Here is a 21,237-nt window from a genome sequence, read left to right on the forward strand (position 1 = left end):
ACTCCCCTGATATACATCGCGCTTCTTACACAAAAAAATGCCTCGTTACTGATAACGAGGCATTGCAAATATTACGCTTCGTAACCAAATGGGTCATCGATTGAGTGCGCAGGCTTGGTGAACCATACTGGGCCTGTTTCACTCATATAGAAGTGGTCTTCATGGCGCACACCGAACTCGCCCGGTACACATAACATAGGTTCATTACTGAAACACATACCCGCAGCAAGAGGAGTATGGTCGTTAAGTACTAAATACGGCCATTCATGGATATCAAGGCCGACACCGTGACCTGTGCGATGTGGAAGACCCGGTACATCATAGCCTGGACCAAAACCTGCTGCTTCCAGTACATCACGGGCAGCGCGATCAACGCTGGCACACGTAGCGCCAATTTGCGCCGCTTCAAAACCTGCGATTTGCGATGCTTGCTCAAACTGCCATAATTCACGTTGACGTGGGCTAGGCTCACCATAAACGTAAGTACGGGTAATATCCGAGTTATAACCGTATAACTGACAACCGGTATCAATCAATACGGTGTCATTTAGCTCTAGTGCTTTAGGTGATTTAACCCCATGCGGGTAGGCACTGTCCTCACCAAACAGCACGATACAGAAATATGAGCCTGCAGGAATACCCACTTTAATGTGCGCAGCATTGATAAAGGCTTCCACTTCACTGGTGGTAATGCCTTCATGCAAAATACGCGCAACGGCTTTGTGTACTTCCATGGTCATATCTTTAGCGCGCTGCAACAAACTCAGCTCAACCGCAGATTTAATCATGCGGCAACCAGCTGTTACTGGCTTAGCGTTAACATAGTTATACTGCGGGTGCGCTTGACGCATGCCATCAAAGATAAAGAAAGCAGCAGATTCGTCGATGCCTATATCACCGGCTGTAATTCCCATGTTGGCTAATACATTGCCAAAAAGTGCAAATGGGCTTTCATCTTCTTGCCAAGTATTAACTTTACCGCCAATGACCATGTAACCGTTTAACGTATCAACTTCAAATGCTGGAGCGATATATTCAACGTCACCTGTTGCAGGAAGGATCGCTCCCACCATGCGCTCGCTAGCGTACCAGCGCGTGCCAGTGTAATAGTAAAGGTTAGTGCCTGCGTTTAGGTAAATGGCAGCAATTCCCTGCTCGCTCATGATGGCTTGCGCCTTGGCGATACGAGCTTGGTACTCTTCACGACTAATAGGATCTGCACCTTGAGTCATGTCTGTTAACTTTGCTAATTCCTGCTCTGCGGTAGAACCGCCAACACCTATGGTCATATACTTACCTTTCAAATTTGATTATTTATATTGTCATGCAGCCACTACTTAAAAGTAGTTTTCACAAGCGCCATATTTACAATGGCTCACGGTATGCCACACTTTCTAGCATAAAATATACAATCAGTCAGTAACTAATAGGGAAAAGTGCAAATAATTGTCGATGGTCGCGAGTTATATGTTGAGTAAAAGTGGCTTATTAGGCGATAAAAAACACCTGAATTAGCAATCAGAGCTTTTACATTGAGGCAATAAAAAGAGCAACGTCCTTGATGAAGGTTGCCCTTTTTATTTAATGGCTTACTATTTTAAAATTACTTATTCAGCATCACTTTAAGACCGCGGCAAACCATGGTTTCACGGTCATCAACACGGTTAACCTTTACCTTTGCCATAGGAATGGGTAATGCCATCTCTTTAATTGCAGCAACACACGCTTGGTAATAATGCGGGTTATCCATCAAACTACCCGCTAAGTAGATATGGGATGGGTTAAACAGATTAACCACCCAAGCTAAACTTTGGCCGATGTAACTGCCTGCACGTGCAATATCTTCATTGCGGGTCCAATTACGACGCTTAATCGCAGCGCCACTGGCTAGTTGCTCAAGACTAAACTCGCCAGACTCAGTCATCATACGACAATGCCCTAACTCGCCGGCCATACCTGATGCACCAGTGAATGGAATACCGTTTACCGCGATAGACATACCAATACCCATATCGCACATAACAAGTAACTCACAATCTTGCTTAGTGTCCATTAATGCTTGCAGGCCAGCATCGCTGTCATTAGCAATAATGACCTGCTTAGCTTTAGTCAATAGGTCATCAACACTCAATCCTTTTAGCCCCTGTAGCGATTGGCAGGACACCAATTGCTGCGCTTGCACTAACCCCGGAACGGCTATGCCTAACCCGTAACCTTCTAAGCCGTAGTCTTGTTCTAATTCAGCGATCTGCGTATTTAAATTATTAATATTAAATCCGTCTGTTATCGCTATTTTATATTGCTCTACTCGCCCTTGTGTTTCTATTTCAAATAAGGCTTTTGAACCACTAATATCGATTGTTAATGTTTGCACTTAGCACTCCCATGAGCATGGCTACACCACGACTAATCGCATCCTAACGACAAACAAAATTCTAACATAATAGAGACTTACACCATATAGCTGCTTAGATATTAACGACCTATAGAATATCGATTAACTGTAAACAATTCGATTAATTGAAATTTAAAACCAAGCTTTATCGCATTAATCACTCGACTTTGGCTAAAACGCTGACTAAACAACATTGTTGATTTAAGGAACTGCAAACCTTTTTGTCCAGTTTGGTTCACACTAGCGACCAGCTAACTACACGGTTAATCCTATAGGGTGACTGCCATGCACCGGGCATTTATGCTAACCTCCGCCCTAAATTCGTACAAAAAGAAATAGCCTCGAGCTCAGTAACTTTCTAGCTTGAACGCTAATAATGGAGTTTGAATGTCAAATACTATTGCAGCACGCTTAACAGCCATCCGCAGCGAAATGGCTAAATTAAACCTAGACGCATTTATTATTCCAAGAGCTGATGAATATCTAGGTGAGTATGTTCCTGAACATAACGAGCGTATGTTATGGGCCAGTGGATTTACCGGTTCTGCTGGCGCGATTATTGTCCTTAAGGAAAGCGCGGCAATCTTTGTCGATGGTCGTTACACAGTACAGGTTCGCCAACAAGTCGATGGCAGTTTATTCGAATACTTAAGCTTACATGATACCCCGCAAGCTCAATGGCTAATTGAACAGCTTGGTGCCAATGCTCAAGTGGGTTTTGACGCCCGTTTGCATACCTTAGCTTGGTTTAATCAAACTCAAGCTGAGCTTGCTAAAGCGCAAATCACGCTAACTACAGTTGCGCACAACCCTATCGATGTAAATTGGACCGACAGACCTGCGCCAACATCCGATCCTATTATGCTATTTAGCGAGCAAAGCGCCGGACGCAGCAGCTTAGAGAAACGCACTACAATTGGTGCGGATATCAAAGCCCAGGGCGCTGATGTGGCAATTATTTCAGCATTAGACTCATTTTGCTGGCTGCTCAACATACGCGGTAAAGACATTCCTTGTTTGCCAGTTGTACTTGGCACAGCATTGCTGCACGCCAATGGCGACATGGTGCTGTTCACCGACACCAAAAAGCTACCTGAAAATATCAACGAGCATGTTGGCACTGGCGTTAGCTTTAAAAATGAAGCAGAACTTGCTGCAGAGCTCGCCAAACTAGAAGGCAGAAAAGTGCTTGCTAGCCCAGATAACAGTAATGCATGGCTACAACTTACAGCGCAAGAAGCTGGCGCGCAGCTTATTGCTGGTAGTGACCCTGTGGCATTACCAAAAGCACAAAAGAATGCAGCTGAGCTTGCAGGTATCAAGGCGTGCCATATTCGTGATGGCGTTGCTGTTAGTCGCTTTCTTGCTTGGTTAGACCGCGAAGTTGATGCTAATCGGCTTTACGATGAAGCTGTACTGGCAGATAAGCTAGAAAGCTTCCGTTTAAGCGATCCTATGTACCAAGAGCCAAGCTTCGATACTATTTCGGCGACAGGCGGTAACGCAGCGATGTGCCACTACAATCATAACAATGGCACGCCAGCGCAGATGCAGATGAACAGCATCTATCTGGTTGACTCTGGCGCCCAGTATTTAGACGGCACAACCGACGTTACCCGCACTATCGCTATCGGTGATGTCACCGATGAGCAGAGAAAAATGGTGACTTTGGTACTAAAAGGCCATATTGCTATCGATCAAGCTAAGTTCCCTAAAGGCACCAGCGGTATGCAACTTGACGCGTTCGCGCGCCAGTACTTATGGCAACATGGCTATGACTTTGACCATGGCACTGGCCACGGCGTTGGTCATTACCTCAGTGTGCATGAGGGTCCGCAGGGCATAGCTAAGGGGCGTTCAAATGTGCCATTACTCGACGGTATGGTGTTGTCTAATGAGCCTGGCTACTACCGCGCTGAAGAATTTGGTATTCGACTAGAGAACTTAGTTGCCGTACGTCCATGCGCTGCACTTGCCAACATTGAGCGTGAAATGTTTGAGTTTGAAGCACTCACTTTCATTCCAATGGATGCACGCCTAATCGATAAACAATATCTAACCGAGCCTGAGATTAATTGGTTTAACCAATATCACCAGCAAGTTAAAGACAAGCTAACGCCGTTTATGCAAGGTGAAGATCTAGATTGGTTAAATAAGGTCACTGCGGCCATTTAATTGCGTGTTTTGTTCCATAATTAAAGCAGCGCTTAAGCGCTGCTTTTTATTGCGTACTCGTTAGGCACAAAATTGCCAAAGTACAGGTTTTAATCTAATACCAGTCAGTATAAAAGTTTGCTATACTCCGCGGCCGCCATTTTAATGGTATTAGAAAATGCTAGCGTACCTGTTAGCAATTGAATTGTTGAACATAGGACTCCTCAATCATGAGATTTGAATCATTTAGTTTTGCTCCTGAGATTTTGCGTGCAATCTCTGAATGTGGTTATGAAAAAATGACACCAATTCAGCAGCAAGCCATCCCTGCCGTACGCCGCGGCCAAGATGTACTTGCTAGTGCGCAAACAGGTACGGGTAAAACGGCTGCGTTTGCATTGCCAATTTTACAAAAGATGCTTGATAACCCAAGCACTACCGGCCGCTCAAATGCACGGGCGTTGATCTTAACCCCAACCCGCGAGCTTGCAGCGCAAATTGCCGATAACGTTAATGATTACGCTAAGTACTTAGACATCTCTGTAGTCACCATTTTTGGTGGCGTTAAAATGGATACTCAGGCAACTAAGCTAAAGCGTGGCGCGGATATCATTATCGCCACTCCGGGCCGACTGCTTGAGCACATTGTGGCTTGTAACTTAAGCCTGTCTAACGTCGAGTCTTTAGTCCTAGACGAAGCCGACCGTATGCTAGATATGGGCTTTAGTGCCGATATTCAAAAGATTCTGCAAGCCGTTAATAAGAAACGTCAGAATCTATTGTTCTCGGCAACCTTCTCAACTGCGGTTAAGCAACTAGCTAACACGATGATGGTTAAACCAAACGTGATCACTGCTGATAAGCAAAACACTACTGCGATTACTGTTAGCCAAGTGGTTTACCCAGTTGAACAGCGCCGTAAGCGTGAGCTACTGTCAGAGCTTATTGGTAAGAAAAACTGGCGCCAAGTGCTAGTGTTTACCGCGACACGTGATGCGGCAGATAAGCTTGAAAAAGAGCTTAATCTAGATGGTATTCCAACTGCTGTTGTTCATGGTGAGAAGGCACAAGGTAGCCGTCGCCGTGCTCTACGTGAGTTTAAAGAAGGTAAAATGCGCGTGTTAGTGGCAACCGAAGTTGCTGCACGTGGTCTGGATATTCAAGGCTTAGAGTACGTAGTTAACTACGACTTACCTTTCCTTGCTGAAGATTATGTTCACCGTATTGGTCGTACTGGCCGTGCAGGTAAATCAGGCGTTGCTATCTCATTTGTAAGTCGTGAAGAAGAGCGCACACTTGCTGATATCGAGAAGTTAATTGGTCAGCAACTGCGCCGTATTAGCATTCCTGGTTATGAAGTGGGTAGCCGCGATCTATTGATCAAACAGCTACAAAAACGCCGTAGTTTTGCTAAGAAACAGCAGCGTGTAGACAATGCTGGCGCGCAGGTTATTGCAGAGAAGAACATGCAAGGCCGCCGTGTTAAAGTGAAAAATGCCTCACCAGCAAAAATTAAGAAGATAAAATAATCGCTGTACGGACACCGAATTATTTTATAAACAAAAAAGGCACCTAATGGTGCCTTTTTTGAACGCAACGTTTATTCCTTAAGCGACGAAAGCAAATTGCGGCTTACGCGGTCTTGTCAAACACAAGCTCATTTTGCTTTTAAAAAGGAATAATAATGCTAAGAAATACCTTTGCAGTACTAGCGCTAATAATCAGCAGTGCTGCGCTAAGTCATGCAGCGAATGCTAAACCCATCGCCAGTGATGAACTCAATGTGATGCCGCTAATGAACGGCCAAACGATCCCTTCTACCAACCTAAAAGATCTTAACGATCGCACTATTGATATTGCCAAGATCACCCAAGGCAAACCAAGCGTGATCTTTTTCTACCGTGGTGGTTGGTGCCCCTTTTGTAATTCGCAAATGGGACAACTTAAAGCCATCGAGCCGAAACTCATTGAAATGGGGTTTCAGCTAATCGGCATATCGCCCGACACGCCTGCCAAACTTAAACAGTCTATGACCGAACAAGAACTCTCATACACCTTACTATCTGACGCTAACCTTGATGTGAGTAAAGCGTTCGGTTTGGCCTACTTTACCAGTGAAAAAGTCACCAATCGCTACCTAAGTAAAATAAAGCTTGAAAACAAGCTTTGGCAAACACCCGAGGGCGAACAACGCTTAGTGTTACCAGTGCCTGCAGTCTACATTATTGATGGCAATGGCTTAGTGCATTTTCAATATGTTAACCCTAACTTTAGAGTACGCCCTGCACCGGAGTTGATAATGACAGCTGCCCGCCTAGTCAAACAATAGCGGCTTCTTTGTTCGTTATAAGCTCTGGTAACCAACATAATCCCTGTTATCGGCAGACTTATAACGAACAACTCAATTTAGACTTACTACGCCACTATTTTTATACTGATTGGTATTAGGTATAATCCCCTCAGCCGTCACCTTTTATTACTTCCACGCGGCGGAGAATCAATGTCAGATATCACTTATAATCAAGCCGTTTTAGCGTTCGCTATTGCGGGTCTCGATGCTCTTGCAGAAGCCAGTGCTAAAAGTAGCAGCGTCAGAACTCCTGCAGCAGAAAGCCACTTTCTATGTAGTTGGATGGTCACAGCATTAAAGCAGCGTACTTTCTCAAAGTTAGTCGCCGAAGACCTAACCATGTGGATCCGCCAAGGTCGCAGTATGGGGGCAGGTGCAGAGCTAAAAACACTGCTTGAGAAGATTAAGGCGCAATATAGTTATATTAGCGACAAGCAAACAGGCTTAGGCGCTTCGATAAATAACATGATTGCAGAGCTTGAGTCACAAGAGTGGCTAATCATTACCGATCAAGAAGTGACTAAAAAACTCAAACTTGATAGCGATGGCTGCAATAGCTTAATCATTTCAGATGATCAGTTCACTCAGCGTATCGTCGGTGATGAGTTAATTAAACCTATCACTATTTTTGTTCGTGCCGATGAAGCTTTACTGGCTAAAATAGCATACCAGCATAATTTGCTACTTAGCCCAGGTAATAAAAAAGCTTCTTTGATTAAGCACCATAAAGCTTACCAAGTTTGGCCTAGGAATGAGCAGCCAGCGTTGACAATATTGCAAGCCCTGCAAGCGTAAAGCCATAACAGCTAATCACAACTTAAATAAAAAGGCCTGCTAATGCAGGCCTTTTTATGATTCTTATAAAAGTTATTTAAACTAACCATCTATCGGTGTTGCTTGCCAAACTCGACCTTTGCGTTTAACCAATACAACAAGGGTGCCTTCAGTAAATTCAACTTCAGTGTTCACTGGCTCAACAAATACATGATGTTCTTGCTGGTTTTTATCTACCACGATGGCAGCTCCTGGATAACCCAGCATTGCTCTTCCAAACTCAAGCTTTGCTACGCTACCGTTAAGATCTTCAATAGAGATAACATTAGAGATATTGCGCTGCAATCTATCAGCAATCGCAGCACCAAAGTAGTGACAAGATAGTGCCATCAGAAACAATGCGAAAGGCAGGGAAACGAGCTGAGGTTGCAATACGAGCAGCCAACGCATAGACACAGCATTTATCACAAAACCCGCCATGCTAAAACTGAGTAAAGCTAACGCAAACCAAAGTAATACAGGCAAACGATTCATGCTAAGCCAACTAGCAAAACTCAGCATAACGCTAGAGTTCTTATTACTGAGCTCTATATTATCGACCACTTCTGCAGGGTGTAATAACCCGACAAGACTAGCGCCTATGACTAAAGATAATGTTTCAAGTAAACCAAAGAGCAGCACTAACCCTAACGAGATTGCGTAAGGTAAATTCTCTTGGCTCAACAAAAAGTCGACCATTAATCCTCCATGAATAAGTCAGTTGCACATCCCATACAACTTCATATAAGCCAAGCTTATATTTAACATTATGCTAACACAAAGAGGTGCGATAACAAGTAACAATACTTTTGATTATTAATGATTAACAGGCACTGTATCAAACACGACTTAATAACTCATTAAGTGTAGCCAATCCCCTCACTTTCTAAACTGATTAACATTGAGCCCCATTCGGATATTTAGCTGCTAGCACTTAGCTGCACTGTACTTACGTGCTAGCATAAAGCATATTTATCTTTTTATAGCCGATTACATTATGAGCGCTAACAATAACCAGCACTACCTTACCCTTGCGAAACACTTTCAAAGCATTAGTCATTTTGAGCATTTAAGTGCCTTAGGAGATTGGGATCAAGCTACTATGATGCCAACTGGTGGTGGAGAAGCTCGTGGTGCTGCAATGGCTGAACTCGCAAAGCATATTCACAGCCTTAAAACGTCTCCTATGCTTGCAGAGACAATAGCCAAGGCTCAAGAGCTCACATTAACAGCCCAGCAGCAAGCCAATTTACGTGAAATCAATTATCAATATTTGCAAGCTAATGCTGTGCCAGCAGCTTTAGTCGAAGCCAAAACAAAAGCGGCCTACCATTGCGAACAAGCTTGGCGAGACCAGCGAAAAAACAATGATTGGCAAGGGTTTAAGCCAAACCTTGAACAGCTAATGAACCTAGTAAAAGAAGAAGCTGGTATTCGTGCAGAAGTGCTTAACGTTAGCCCTTATGACGCCTTACTCGATAAGTTTGAACCGGGTATGACGACTGCTAGTATTGAAGCTATTTTTAACCAGGTGAAAAGCTGGTTACCCGATCTAATACAACAAGTTCAAAATAAACAGGCATCAGAGCCAAGCTATGCAATTCCAGAGACAAGCGCAGAAAGCCAAGCTAAGTTAGGTCAACAGGTGATGCAAATTTTAGGGTTTGATTTTAATCATGGCCGCCTCGATATCAGCAGTCATCCTTTCTGCGGTGGTGTTGCCAGCGATGTTCGCCTAACCACCCGTTATGATGAAACTGACTTCACTAGTGGATTAATGGGAATTGTTCATGAAACAGGTCATGCTAAATATGAACAAGGCTTGCCGCTTGCTTGGCGTGGACAACCTGCAGGCCTTGCACGCTCAATGGCGCTGCATGAGAGTCAAAGCCTGTTTTGTGAAATGCAGGTTGGCCGTGGCAGTGGCTTTTTAAAACTAATTCAACCTCACCTAAAAACCTTACTAGGTTGCGAGTTATCGCATCAGCAACTCACTAATATATACACTCGAGTCAAGCCTGGTCATATTCGAGTTGATGCCGATGAAGTAACCTACCCTTGCCACATTTTACTGCGTTTTGAAGCCGAAAAAGCCCTAGTGTCTGGTGAACTTGCAGTTGCGGATCTACCAGACTTCTGGTCTAGTCAGATGCAATCTTTATTAAGCATAAATACCGACGGCGATTACAAAAATGGCTGTATGCAAGACATACATTGGGCGGTAGGCGAGCTAGGTTATTTCCCCAGCTATACTCTAGGTGCAATGTACGCTGCCCAGTTTAAAAGCGCTATGGAAAGCCAAATTGGCAATGTGGAAAGCCTTATTGAGGCCGGCCGTCTTAATGATGTGATGCATTGGCTACAAACTCATGTTTGGTCGCAAGGTAGTCTATTAGAAATCAACGAGCTTATGCGTCAAGCAACAGGTGAGCCCCTTAATCCGGCTCATTTCAAGCATCATTTGGAAAGTCGTTACTTATAGCTGTTATACTATTATCAGCCCTGCTGTAGTTAGGCTTAGCAGGGCTAGAGAGACCCCTTTACTACAAGAGTAAAAATGATGACGCTACGATCCATTCAACCGTCTGACTGGCCATATATTCTCGATATTCAAATAGAATGCTATCCACAAATTGAACCCGAATCGCTCGAGGTTTTACAAAGCAAATGGCTCACGTCGCCAGAAAGCTGCTTTGCCCTAACTTCTGAAGGTAGTGTTATTGGCTATTGTCTAGCCCACCCTTGGCATATAGATATGCCACCATCGCTCGAACAAGTATTGGGTACAATAGACCAAGCTAATACCCTTTATTTACATGATATAGCTCTATCAGCAAAGGCGCAGGGCAAGGGGTTGGGTAGCCTCGCATTAAAAGCACTTATCGAGTTTGCAGAGACGAATAACCTCAACACGATTTCTTTAGTCGCTGTGCAAGGCGCGCACCACTACTGGGGTAAACAAGGGTTTATTGCCAAGGCGATTAGTAAAGATCTTAGCGCCTATCCTGAAGATGCTCGCTATATGGTTTATACCTTATAGCCGAGATTTGGTATCATAGACCGACTTACATTAGAGATGCTAAAAATGGCAACCAGAATTACTTACAAATTTAAAAACCAAGCAAAAGAAATTAACTTTGCTTATGACAAGTTTCACGATATTTACGAAGCGGTTGCCGCAGCGGAAGGCGTTGATTTAACTCGATACCTGATGATGGAGCAACAAATTGCAATGACCTCAAAAGGCTCGTCGGCAGTTAAAGATTTTCGCGCTAAAGAGTTCGCTCGCTTTGGCTTTAGCGACATCTACTACCATAAAGATGAACCGAAAAAGTCATAATCAATAAGCCTGCAGCAGTTATCACCATCCAATAAACCTAATAAAAAGTGATATAAATGACGACTTCATATTTACCAAATAACGAACATGCCAACTTTCCTCGTGCCGGTTTTTTTAAACGATGCGGTGCGATAATTTATGATCTATTACTTGCCGTAGCTGTATATATGGTTGCTGGCGCAATTGGTTTTGGCATATTCATAGCGTTAACGTACAGCGGCTTAATCGATATGGCAGGGTTTGAGCATGTTTCTGACTTGCTTAATAATACTCCGCTTTATAAAGGCATTTATCAGTTCTGGATTGCCCTATGTGTCGGTCTATTTTATATCAGTTTTTGGAGCTATGGCGGACAAACCTTAGGAATGCGAGCATGGCGCCTTAAAATCCAACATCCAAACGGTCAAAACCTAAGTATGGTGACTGCAGCTGCAAGACTTGTATGGTCATTACTGGGAATAGGTAATTTGTGGATTTTGATTAACGGCGACAAGCTAGCGCTGCAAGATATGATGACTCGCTCAGAAGTGGTTGAACTATCTAAAGAAGCGAATCAGATGCGTAACTGGCGCGGTGTATAATCAAATTTAACTTTTTGACGCTCAATAAAGAGTGAATTAAAAGTATTAAAAAAGCCAATAAGCAACGGCCTTAACCTCGTACTTATTGGCTTTTTTGTACCTTTAATTTAATGCAATTGGTATTATTTTCTTATGTAATACAAAGCACCAACACTAAAGATAAACGCTGGCATACCGGCACTAATAAAGGCAGGTAAACCATATACGATACTCAATGGACCAAAGATTTCGCTACAAATATAGAAGCTAAAACCAGCGACTACACCCAATAAAACCCTTGCGCCCATAGTCACAGTTCTAAGCGGACCAAACACAAATGACAAAGCCACCAACATCATCACTGCGACAGTAACAGGCTGCATTAGCTTACGCCACAGCGCTAACTCATATCGTTCAGCGGCCTGATTATTGCTCTTGAGGTAATCTAAATAATCTAATAGTCCCTCAATGGATAGCGCTTCTGGTTTAACAGAAACTACACTGAGCTTTTCAGGAGTCAGAGATGAGATCCATCGGTCTTCTTCAAGATTGACCAGTACAACTTGCTCATTCTTGAGGGTCGTTCTGCGTACATCTTTGAGTAACCAATAGGTATCTTTGTATTCTGCAGAGTTAGCGTGCACCGTACTGGTTAGATTAGTCGTGTCATCAAACTCATAAAGAGTAATATCACGCAGATTATTAATGTCGGCAGCGCCACCGATATTGACGAATAAGGCACCATCTTTAGCCCAAATGCCGCGGTTAGAGTCAATTAAACTGCCACCTGATACATTGGTTCTCTTGATCTCTTTTGCCCGCAATTCTGCAACTGGGGCAACCCACTCCGTTAGCATCATCACCAAAATCATCAAGGGAATGGCAGTTTTCATCGCTGACATAGTAATTTGTAAACGTGATAAACCCGCCGACTGCATTACAACTAGTTCAGAGTTAGATGCCAGCATCCCCATACCAATCAAGGCGCCAAGCAACACCGCCATAGGGAAAAAAAGTTCAATGTCACGCGGAATTAAAAACAGTACATATACTGCAGCATCCATCATGGTATAAGTGCCACGACCAACCACACGCAGTTGGTCAACCCACTTAATAATGCCTGACAAGCCTGTTAATACTAATAGCGCTAATGAAGAGGTGCTAATCAGTACTTTAGCGATATAAATGTCTAATATTTTCATGCTTTAGCCGCCTTGTTACGCTTGAACAAGCCTGACAATTTAGCGCCAAACGGACGCTCTTTACCTAATAGCAATATCCCTATGGCAAGCGCGGACGCATGGATCCACCACATCCCTAGATACTGAGGAATGACACCATCTTCGAGCGATTTACGCCCAGCAACCATCAGACCAAAATAGCCTAAGTAAAGTAAAATAGCTGGGAACATCTTAGCAAACTTACCCTGGCGGTTATTCACTCGCGCCATAGGTACCGCAATCAAGGTCATCAATGGAATCGCTAAAGGAATTGCTAAACGCCAATGGAACTCAGCAGTTGCTTCTGGACTATCGATTTTCATCAACTCGCCAATCGGCATTGCGGACAATTTACGACGGCGCTCATCAACAGCCTGCTCTTTAATCTGCATTTGATAGCCACCAAACTCTACAACTTGGTAGTCAACACGCTTAGGGTTACCTTGATATTGCACACCGTCTTCAAGCTGTAATCGCTGACCACCAGTTCCGTCTTCAACCACTTTACCTGAACGTGCTACAACCACATTGGCAACACCAGTTTCGTCATCTGGTTCAGGTAACTGTGCCACAAAGACTTTATCTAATTTATTGTCACGTCCAATACGCTCGACAAATAACACTGCGCGGCCATTAGGACTGGTCTGGAATCGACCTTGGGTAAGTGCAGCAAGCCCCGCCTCAGACTTAGCATGCTCAAGCACTTGGTTTTGCTGTTCTTCTGCCCATGGCGCTACATACACCGACAAAAACAGTGTAAACACCATATTAATGACAGCAAGCAGTAAGGTCACTCGCGTGATATACCATTCACTAATGCCTACACCGTGAAAAATAACCATCTCATTTTCGGCATACATACGCCCATGGGCTAATAAAATACCCAAAAATAGACTTAGCGGTAAAACCAGGACGGTAAGAAACGGCATGTTAAGACCGAGCAAGGTCATAACAAGAGAGGCTGGAAACTCGCCATCAGAGGCATCAGCAAGCACACGCACAAAATGTTGGCTAATAAAAATAGCTAACAGCACTAAAAGTACCGCTATTTGCGCTTTCAAAACTTCTCGAATCAGGTATCTAAATACAATCACAGTGAGGATCCGGTCTCCAAACGTTCATTTATGCTGGTATCAATACAACTTTCATGTAGACTGTCTACTTTTAGTAGTTTTGTTACCAACAAGTACATAACATGGCCAGGGAAAACACCTGAAAAGAAAATTATAGGGTGCGCCATATTTTGGCCCTTTTTGGGCACAAGCAGACATTATCTAATAAATAATAAAATTTGTCTTTAAGAATCTAGGAGAGCTCATGGAGTTTAGCGTAAAGAGCGGCAGTCCAGAGAAACAACGCTCAGCTTGTATCGTCGTAGGTGTATACGAACCAAGACGCTTGTCCGGTATCGCCGAACAGTTAGATAAAATCAGTGAAGGCTATATCAGCAATTTACTTCGCCGTGGTGATTTAGAAGGTAAGCCAGGCCAAATGTTGTTGCTTCACCATGTACCTAATGTACTAAGCGAACGTGTTTTGCTAGTCGGTTGTGGTAAAGAGCGTGAGCTTGATGAACGTCAATACAAACAAATCATCACAAAAACCATCAACACTCTAAATGAAACTGGTTCAATGGAAGCTGTCTGCTTCCTAACTGAGTTACATGTTAAAGGTCGCGACACATACTGGAAAGTACGTGAAGCTGTTGAAACAACACAAAACAGCCTATACAGCTTCGACGCATTAAAAACCCGTAAAGGTGAAACTCGTCGTCCACTGCGTAAACTGGTATTTAATGTACCGACTCGACGTGAGCTAACTGTTGGTGAGCGTGCTATTGAGCACGGCATGGCAGTTTCTTCAGGCATGCATCTTTGCCGCGACGTGGCCAATATGCCACCAAATATTTGTAATCCAGCTTACCTAGCATCACAAGCACGCCAAATTGCTGAAAACACTGAAAACCTAACCGTTACAACGATTGGTGAAGAGCAGATGGAAGCCTTAGGTATGAATTCATACCTTGCGGTTGGACGTGGTAGTGATAATGAGTCTGTGATGACCATTATGGAATACAAAGGTGCAGTGGATAACACTGAAAAGCCAATTGTATTAATTGGTAAAGGCCTAACATTTGACTCTGGTGGTATTTCACTTAAGCCTGGCGAAGCCATGGACGAAATGAAGTATGACATGGGCGGCGCAGCCGGTGTTATAGGTGCGATGAAAGCATTATGCGAAATGCAACTGCCTATTAATGTAATTGGTATTTTAGCTGGTTGTGAAAACATGCCATCGAGCAATGCTTATCGCCCGGGTGATATTCTAACCACTATGTCAGGCCAAACTGTTGAAGTACTAAATACCGACGCAGAAGGTCGCTTAGTACTATGCGATGTACTCACTTACGTTGAGCGCTTTGATCCTGAATTAGTTGTTGATACAGCCACTTTAACTGGGGCTTGTGTTATTGCCCTTGGTAAGCACGCATCTGGCTTATTCTCTGGTCATAATCCTCTTGCACACGAGCTACTAAATGCTGGTGAGCAAAGTGGCGACCGAGCGTGGCGCATGCCGCTATGGGACGAATATCAAGAGCACTTGGAAAGCCCATTTGCCGATATGACTAATCTAGGTGGTCGTGCAGCAGGCTCTATCACTGCGGCTTGCTTCTTATCGCGCTTTGCTAAAAAGTATAACTGGGCACATTTAGATGTGGCGGGGACAGCTTGGAATAGTGGTGCAAACAAAGGCTCAACAGGACGCCCTGTACCTTTGTTAACGCAATTCCTAATTAATAGAGCGGGTGTTGAACAAGGTGAATAAGCCTTAATTCAAACCCTGTTGTAAAAGGCTAAACCTTTAGGTTTAGCCTTTTTTATATCTGAATCACTAACAACCTTGTAGCCGTTAAATAACCTAACTTGCTCGACAAACCCAAAACTTCAATTGATGTCAAAAAAAGATCAAAATTGAGATCTAGTTGACATTTTATCTGTGGCTAATTATCGACAGATATTTATTTACGTTTACAATACGCAGCATTCTCGCCGCAGCTGTTTCAACATCTCTCACCCGATAGAAAACAACGACCTCAGTAGCACTAGGACATCAACGGTTGTCTCTTTCTAAGAGTCCAACCTGATAACTTCTGCCTGTGCGGATCACTTCTGAACACTCTTATGACTATAGAATCCAATTTAGGCTGCAATATGCGTCAGGCACTCCTGCTATTAATTTTGTTTGTTTTTCCATTGTCTGGTAATGCGAATAGCGATACTGAAGGTACTTCGATACTAGATAACCAAGTAATCAACACCAACAAGGTTATTAAGGTGGGATACCCCGCACCCGACTGGCAGCCTTTCACCTATGTCAGTAAAGACCAAAAGGCTATTGGCTTATTACCTTCGTTGTTACAGGAAATTACTAAAAATGCTGGCTATGATATTGAAGTAGTGATCTACCCGAGCTACAAGCAAGTACTAGATGCTGTCAAACAGGGTAAGATTGATATTGTAATGGGCGCATCAAAAACCCCAGAGAGATCAACTTGGCTCAGCTTTAGTTCTTCGTTAATGCTTGTACCTAAAGCAGGCATAACCTATCAGCAAGACGACTTTAGCCTACTTAATTTACAAGGCAAGATAATCGCGACCGAAAAAGGTTTTGCGATCAATGAGCTGCTTAGAACCCACACTAACCAAGTTGAAATTGCCAACTTCCTTGATAGTCAACAAGCTTACAAATCAGTGTTAAATGGCACCTCAGACGCTTATATCGGTAATGCCATCACCCTGGACTATATACACACACATCAAGATGAATCGAATAACCTCAATATCCATCTTATTAGTAATATGCCTTATGAAAGTCTCCACTTTGCAGGACTGCACAGTAATGAATTATTGATCAATGAGCTCGATGATGCTTTAAAGGCAATTCCAGATGAGACTTTTGACAAACTATATGATGCTTGGTTAACCAGCTCACAAGTTAAGTACATATATCAAAGACAAGGTTTAAATCTTACTGAGTCAGAACTAAATAGCATCAGACAAAAAGACACAATAAAAGTCCTTTACTCAGCTGACAACTACCCATTCGCTTTCACCAATAGTGACGGTGAAATGGACGGTATGAGTGCAGACCTATTAAAAGTCATCAGTACTAAGCTGGGGATAAAAATTGATGCAACTGAATTTCATGGCCAAGACATTGAAAAGTATTTAATTGAAAATGGTTTTGAACTGATCCCCGCCTATACCTGTGAATCTAATTCAATCAGCGAAGTACAGTGCAGCTCCGCTTATACGGAAGATCCTTGGATTGCGGTTGCAGCAACCAATTTATCTAAAATGCAGCTAAAGAGCAGCAAAAAAATCGGTATATTGAGTAAACATGCACAGCAAGTCCAGGTTGAAACAAACTTCCCTAGCGCTGATATAACCGTTTATAACTCAACTAAGCATCTCTTAAATGCCGTTATCGCGGGTAAAGTTAACGTAGGGATTTTGCCGCTATCAATGTCCAGCAGTGTTATCAGCGAACGCTATTTCGGTCTGTTAAAAGTAATACCGGATCCGCTCGAACAACAAAAACGTTTGGTTAGCTTTGCCATAAATCAAAATAATCCTGTTTTATTATCTATTTTAAATAAAGCGAAAAACTCAATTGATGATGATGAGTTACAAGCGATCGCTCATAAATGGAATGATATAAGTATTAACTCTGACTTTTCATTCGAGAAAATCCCTACTTGGTTATTTCTAATCTTAGGTGGTGTTCTTACGGTTTTTTTCGTAATAGTCTATTCAAATAGAAAGCTAAAAAGTGAAATATCGCAAAGACATAGCGTTGAAAAAGAGCTGAGGCTTGTTAATAGTAACTTTGGTGGTATCGTTGCGCAACTTGTCCGCTATGGCGATGACATTGACGATATCTCTTGGAGCTATGTTAGTAGCAACATTGAAAAGTACCTTGGTCTTACACCTGAGCAACTCTATAAGAATCCGTCAATATTATTGGACTTCCTACGTCAACATGCCGACAACTACGAGTTTTTAAAGGATATTGATGTATCAAGATTCTCAGACTCCTTGTATACAACCCTCAAGCTAACAATCTCGGGTAAAACCTCTTGGTTCCAAGTAACAGGTGTCTGCACAAAAGTCAGTGCTAACAAACACTGGACCTACACGTTAGTCGATATCACCTTAATCAAAGAAAAGCAGGCTGAACTTGATGAGGCTAGACTGTTAGCAGAATCAGCCACCGAGGCTAAATCACGCTTTTTAGCTATGATGAGTCATGAGATCCGTACTCCAATTAGTGGGATCTTAAGTTTGTTAGAGCTAATGGTTCCCCATCTCAATAGTAAAGATCTAGACGGGATCCATAAAAACCTTACCCATTCAGGCAACAACCTGCTTAACATCGTCAATGATGTATTGGACTTTTCAAAAATTGAAGCGGGTAAGCTAGAACTCAGTTTAGAGATCTGCCAGCTCAACAACTTCATATGTGAGTTAATACAACCTCATATTGCTCAAGTTGAAGCCAAAGGCCTTAAGTTTAAACTTTGGCTTGACCCCAAACTGGCGTATTCATTTACGTTAGATAACTTGCGACTCAAACAAATCTTAAACAACCTACTCAATAATGCGGCCAAGTTTACTACTGAGGGGGAGATTTGGTTATCGGTCGATCTTTTATCTGAAACCAACAGTGAACAAACCATAGGTTTTGCAGTAACCGATACAGGCATTGGTATTAGCGACGATGATATTGCAAAGTTATTCCTTCCCTTTGAACAAGTAGATCTCAGTAGCGAACGCCGCTTTAGCGGTACCGGATTAGGTCTATCTATTTGCGAGCAACTCGTTAAATTAATGGGCGGCGAAATTGTTGTCACTAGCACTTATGGTCAAGGCAGTACTTTCCGCTTAAGCCTGACTTGCCCTATCGCGGCAGTTGCGGTCCCTACCCTAGTTAACAAACGCTACGGACTAATGCTAACCGATGAAAGCTGTTCTGATGTTCTAAATGCGTATCTCAAAAGCTGGCACTGTACACCTTATAACCTATCAGGTATTGAAAATAAGGCTGCACTGGCTAATTACGTTGCCAAAGCCGATATTGAACTATTGTTACTTCCTGAAAGTTGGTGCGAACAACAAGCACTTACTGCTAGTTGGGCTAAGCGTTGCCTACCTGACGTACAAATTATTCTACTTAAAAATCAGAGCTTATTGTCACCTGCACCAACAGACTTGGGCTGGAAGCTATCGATTAATCCCATACTTCCAGAACACTTATTACACTTAATCACCAATCCGGAGTTTTTTGAATCTAAATATGCGAAAGTCGCTAACGACCAAAAGCCTTTGGTCACTCGTGAACAAGCCATTGCCGCTAACAAGCTCATTTTAGTTGCTGAAGACCACCCCATTAACCAAGATGTTATTCGGATGCAGCTTAGTAAGCTGGGGTATTTTGCCGATATTTATGACAATGGCCAACAAGCCCTGAATGCCTATCAGCAACGAGATTACAGCCTGCTACTTACTGATTGCCATATGCCTGAGCTCGATGGCTACGGCTTAGTTAGTGCTATTCGTAAACAAGAAAAACAGCAGGGTAAACGCCTTCCTGTTATAGCACTAACAGCCAATGCAATGTCGAGTGAAAAAGAGCGCTGCCATCAGTACGGCTTTGATGACTATTTAATTAAACCTGTCACCTTGATCCAATTGCAAAAAATACTCGATTGCCACCTAGTGCAAACCGCCCCGGTACTAATACAGCAATCTGATATTTATCGCGAAGCATCTTTAAGCGGCGAAACAAAAACAGGGTCAAAACAAATTATTGATATCGAAGCCTTAGAGGCTAATTTTGGTGATTTTGACCTATGCATTAACTTGCTTAAAAAGTTCATCACAACAAGCATGCAAGATATTGAACTGCTAGATACTGCAATCTCAAAGCAAGATTTTACCGCCACGGCTCTCAACGCCCACAAACTGAAAGGCGCGGCAGGTGTGATTGAGTGCGAACGTTTAGTCAAAAACTGTACAGAATTAGAAACCGCTGCCTCCGAACGTAAAGGCGCAGTGGTTCAGCAGCTATTTACTGAATTGAAATACCTAATGAGCCAGATCTCAGAACAGGTTGAGCAACTAAAATGAAAATCCTCCTGATTGAAGATCACCCGTTTCAACGAGACGCTATGATGATGCAACTTGAGCTCATCAATTTACCTAAACCTGCACAAATAAAAACTGCAGCTTCTGGTGTCGAAGCTCTGCACATAATGACAAGCTTTGCACCCGATGTACTTATCTGTGACTTGAAAATGCCGGAAATGGACGGGGTAACATTTTTAAGTCATATCAGTGAGCTAGCATTTAAAGGTTCAATTATCATCACCAGTGCCAGTAACCAGATAGTGCTCGATACCGTACAAAAAATGTGTATGAGTTATCATTTAAAAGTTATCGGGGCTATTAGTAAACCGGTTAAGATAAATATACTGAGAGAGCTGCTGCATCTTGCTTGGATTGAAAGCACCAATCCGACTAAATTTGTTTCTTCTCCATCAGAAAAAAGCAAAGTTTTTACAGAGCATGAACTAGAGCATGCACTTAAACAGGGGTGGATAAAGCCCTTTTTTCAGCCTTTAGTGGCACTAGATTCAACCAAATGGTTGTACTGTGAAGCTCTGATTCGATTTGTCCATCCAGTTTTAGGCGTATTACCACCAGCAAGCTTTCTTCCTTTACTGAGAAAAATGCAAAAAGACGCTGAGCTAGCATTGATTAGCATCGAATATATATTGGCGCATCAACAACAACTTGCAGGGCGTCCAGTGGCCGTAAATATTACGCCAACCACATTGATGCATAACCACTTTGTTGATGATGTGCTCGCAATTGCAGACAAACATCCGCAACTAAGCCAGAAAATTTATTTTGAAATAACTGAATCAGACGCGTTAGAAAATACCGGCAGAGCATTAGAATCGGCTTCTCGCCTCGCCATGCATGGTTTCAATCTATCTATCGATGATTTTGGTACAGGCTACTCTTCATTATCGCTTTTAGATACGCTGCCATTTGATACGTTAAAAATTGATATGAGCTTCATACGAGCAATAGAAACCAGTAATACTGCAGCTGCTATTGTAGAAGCCTGTTTACTCTTAAGCCGTCGCCTAAAGCTTGAGTCTGTGGCTGAAGGCGTCGAAACATTGGCTCTCTGGCATAGGTTACAATCCTTTGGCTGCACCTTAGCACAGGGTTACTATATTGCGGCGCCGATGCCTGTCGAAGCCTTGGTTCAGTGGCATCAAGAGTGGGAAATGAAAGCGGCAAAGAATCTACTTGCCATAGTCAGTAAGTAAT

16 protein-coding genes are annotated in these 21,237 nt (G+C 42.9%); 11 read left to right on the plus strand and 5 right to left on the minus strand.

Features of this window, described 5'->3' with window-relative positions:
• Positions 1-71 precede the first annotated feature (71 nt).
• Positions 72-1,289: a M24 family metallopeptidase gene (locus tag AB4298_RS09060; RefSeq protein WP_371986414.1), complete on the minus strand. Its 1,218-nt coding sequence runs from the start codon at positions 1,287-1,289 to the stop codon at positions 72-74.
• 314 nt (positions 1,290-1,603) lie between these two features.
• Positions 1,604-2,374 carry an ROK family protein gene (locus AB4298_RS09065; RefSeq protein WP_371986415.1) on the minus strand — a complete coding sequence of 257 codons (771 nt, stop codon included), beginning with the start codon at positions 2,372-2,374 and terminating at the stop codon, positions 1,604-1,606.
• A gap of 408 nt (positions 2,375-2,782) precedes the next feature.
• Between AB4298_RS09065 and AB4298_RS09070 the strand changes: the two genes are divergently transcribed.
• From AB4298_RS09070 to AB4298_RS09085, 4 genes are all read left to right on the plus strand, one after another.
• Positions 2,783-4,570, plus strand: coding sequence for an aminopeptidase P family protein (locus AB4298_RS09070; RefSeq protein ID WP_371986416.1), 1,788 nt, complete (start codon positions 2,783-2,785; stop codon positions 4,568-4,570).
• 209 nt (positions 4,571-4,779) lie between these two features.
• Positions 4,780-6,078 carry a DEAD/DEAH box helicase gene (locus AB4298_RS09075; RefSeq protein ID WP_220779391.1) on the plus strand — a complete coding sequence of 433 codons (1,299 nt, stop codon included), beginning with the start codon at positions 4,780-4,782 and terminating at the stop codon, positions 6,076-6,078.
• A 155-nt stretch (positions 6,079-6,233) separates the two neighbouring features.
• Positions 6,234-6,878: a peroxiredoxin-like family protein gene (locus AB4298_RS09080; protein ID WP_371986417.1), complete on the plus strand. Its 645-nt coding sequence runs from the start codon at positions 6,234-6,236 to the stop codon at positions 6,876-6,878.
• A 171-nt stretch (positions 6,879-7,049) separates the two neighbouring features.
• Positions 7,050-7,694, plus strand: coding sequence for a DUF2913 family protein (locus AB4298_RS09085; protein WP_371986418.1), 645 nt, complete (start codon positions 7,050-7,052; stop codon positions 7,692-7,694).
• Between the two features lie 81 nt (positions 7,695-7,775).
• Here the strand turns inward: AB4298_RS09085 and AB4298_RS09090 are convergent, their stop codons facing one another.
• A complete protein-coding gene (locus tag AB4298_RS09090; RefSeq protein WP_371986419.1) occupies positions 7,776-8,411 on the minus strand; it encodes an OB-fold-containig protein in 636 nt (211 codons plus the stop codon).
• A 298-nt stretch (positions 8,412-8,709) separates the two neighbouring features.
• Between AB4298_RS09090 and AB4298_RS09095 the strand changes: the two genes are divergently transcribed.
• The 4 genes from AB4298_RS09095 (at position 8,710) to AB4298_RS09110 (ending at position 11,633) form a co-directional block, all read left to right on the plus strand.
• Positions 8,710-10,194 (plus strand): carboxypeptidase M32, encoded by a 1,485-nt coding sequence (locus AB4298_RS09095; RefSeq protein ID WP_371986420.1) that lies wholly within the window; start codon positions 8,710-8,712, stop codon positions 10,192-10,194.
• A 78-nt stretch (positions 10,195-10,272) separates the two neighbouring features.
• Positions 10,273-10,752, plus strand: coding sequence for a GNAT family N-acetyltransferase (locus tag AB4298_RS09100; RefSeq protein ID WP_248997790.1), 480 nt, complete (start codon positions 10,273-10,275; stop codon positions 10,750-10,752).
• Between the two features lie 45 nt (positions 10,753-10,797).
• A complete protein-coding gene (locus AB4298_RS09105; RefSeq protein WP_248997670.1) occupies positions 10,798-11,052 on the plus strand; it encodes a DUF2960 domain-containing protein in 255 nt (84 codons plus the stop codon).
• 56 nt (positions 11,053-11,108) lie between these two features.
• A complete protein-coding gene (locus AB4298_RS09110) occupies positions 11,109-11,633 on the plus strand; it encodes an RDD family protein (protein ID WP_371986421.1) in 525 nt (174 codons plus the stop codon).
• Positions 11,634-11,755: 122 nt separating this feature from the next.
• Here AB4298_RS09110 and lptG read toward each other — a convergent pair whose 3' ends face one another.
• Positions 11,756-12,814 (minus strand): LPS export ABC transporter permease LptG, encoded by a 1,059-nt coding sequence (lptG, locus tag AB4298_RS09115; RefSeq protein WP_248997671.1) that lies wholly within the window; start codon positions 12,812-12,814, stop codon positions 11,756-11,758.
• A complete protein-coding gene (gene lptF, locus AB4298_RS09120) occupies positions 12,811-13,926 on the minus strand; it encodes an LPS export ABC transporter permease LptF (RefSeq protein ID WP_248997672.1) in 1,116 nt (371 codons plus the stop codon). The genes lptG and lptF overlap by 4 nt, the downstream gene beginning before the upstream one ends.
• A 223-nt stretch (positions 13,927-14,149) precedes the next feature.
• On the opposite strand from lptF, the gene pepA reads away from it, so the two are divergent.
• The 3 genes from pepA (at position 14,150) to AB4298_RS09135 (ending at position 21,236) form a co-directional block, all read left to right on the plus strand.
• Positions 14,150-15,658, plus strand: a complete 1,509-nt coding sequence (gene pepA / locus AB4298_RS09125) for a leucyl aminopeptidase (RefSeq protein WP_248997673.1) — start codon at positions 14,150-14,152, stop codon at positions 15,656-15,658.
• Positions 15,659-16,044: 386 nt separating this feature from the next.
• Positions 16,045-20,022, plus strand: a complete 3,978-nt coding sequence (locus AB4298_RS09130; RefSeq protein WP_371986422.1) for a transporter substrate-binding domain-containing protein — start codon at positions 16,045-16,047, stop codon at positions 20,020-20,022.
• Positions 20,019-21,236 (plus strand): EAL domain-containing response regulator, encoded by a 1,218-nt coding sequence (locus AB4298_RS09135; protein WP_371986423.1) that lies wholly within the window; start codon positions 20,019-20,021, stop codon positions 21,234-21,236. Before AB4298_RS09130 ends, AB4298_RS09135 begins: the two co-directional genes overlap by 4 nt.
• The last annotated feature ends 1 nt before the right edge of the window (position 21,237 follow it).

The sequence above is a fragment of the Shewanella sp. 10N.261.52.F9 genome (assembly GCF_041471165.1).
Taxonomy (GTDB): domain Bacteria; phylum Pseudomonadota; class Gammaproteobacteria; order Enterobacterales; family Shewanellaceae; genus Shewanella; species Shewanella marinintestina.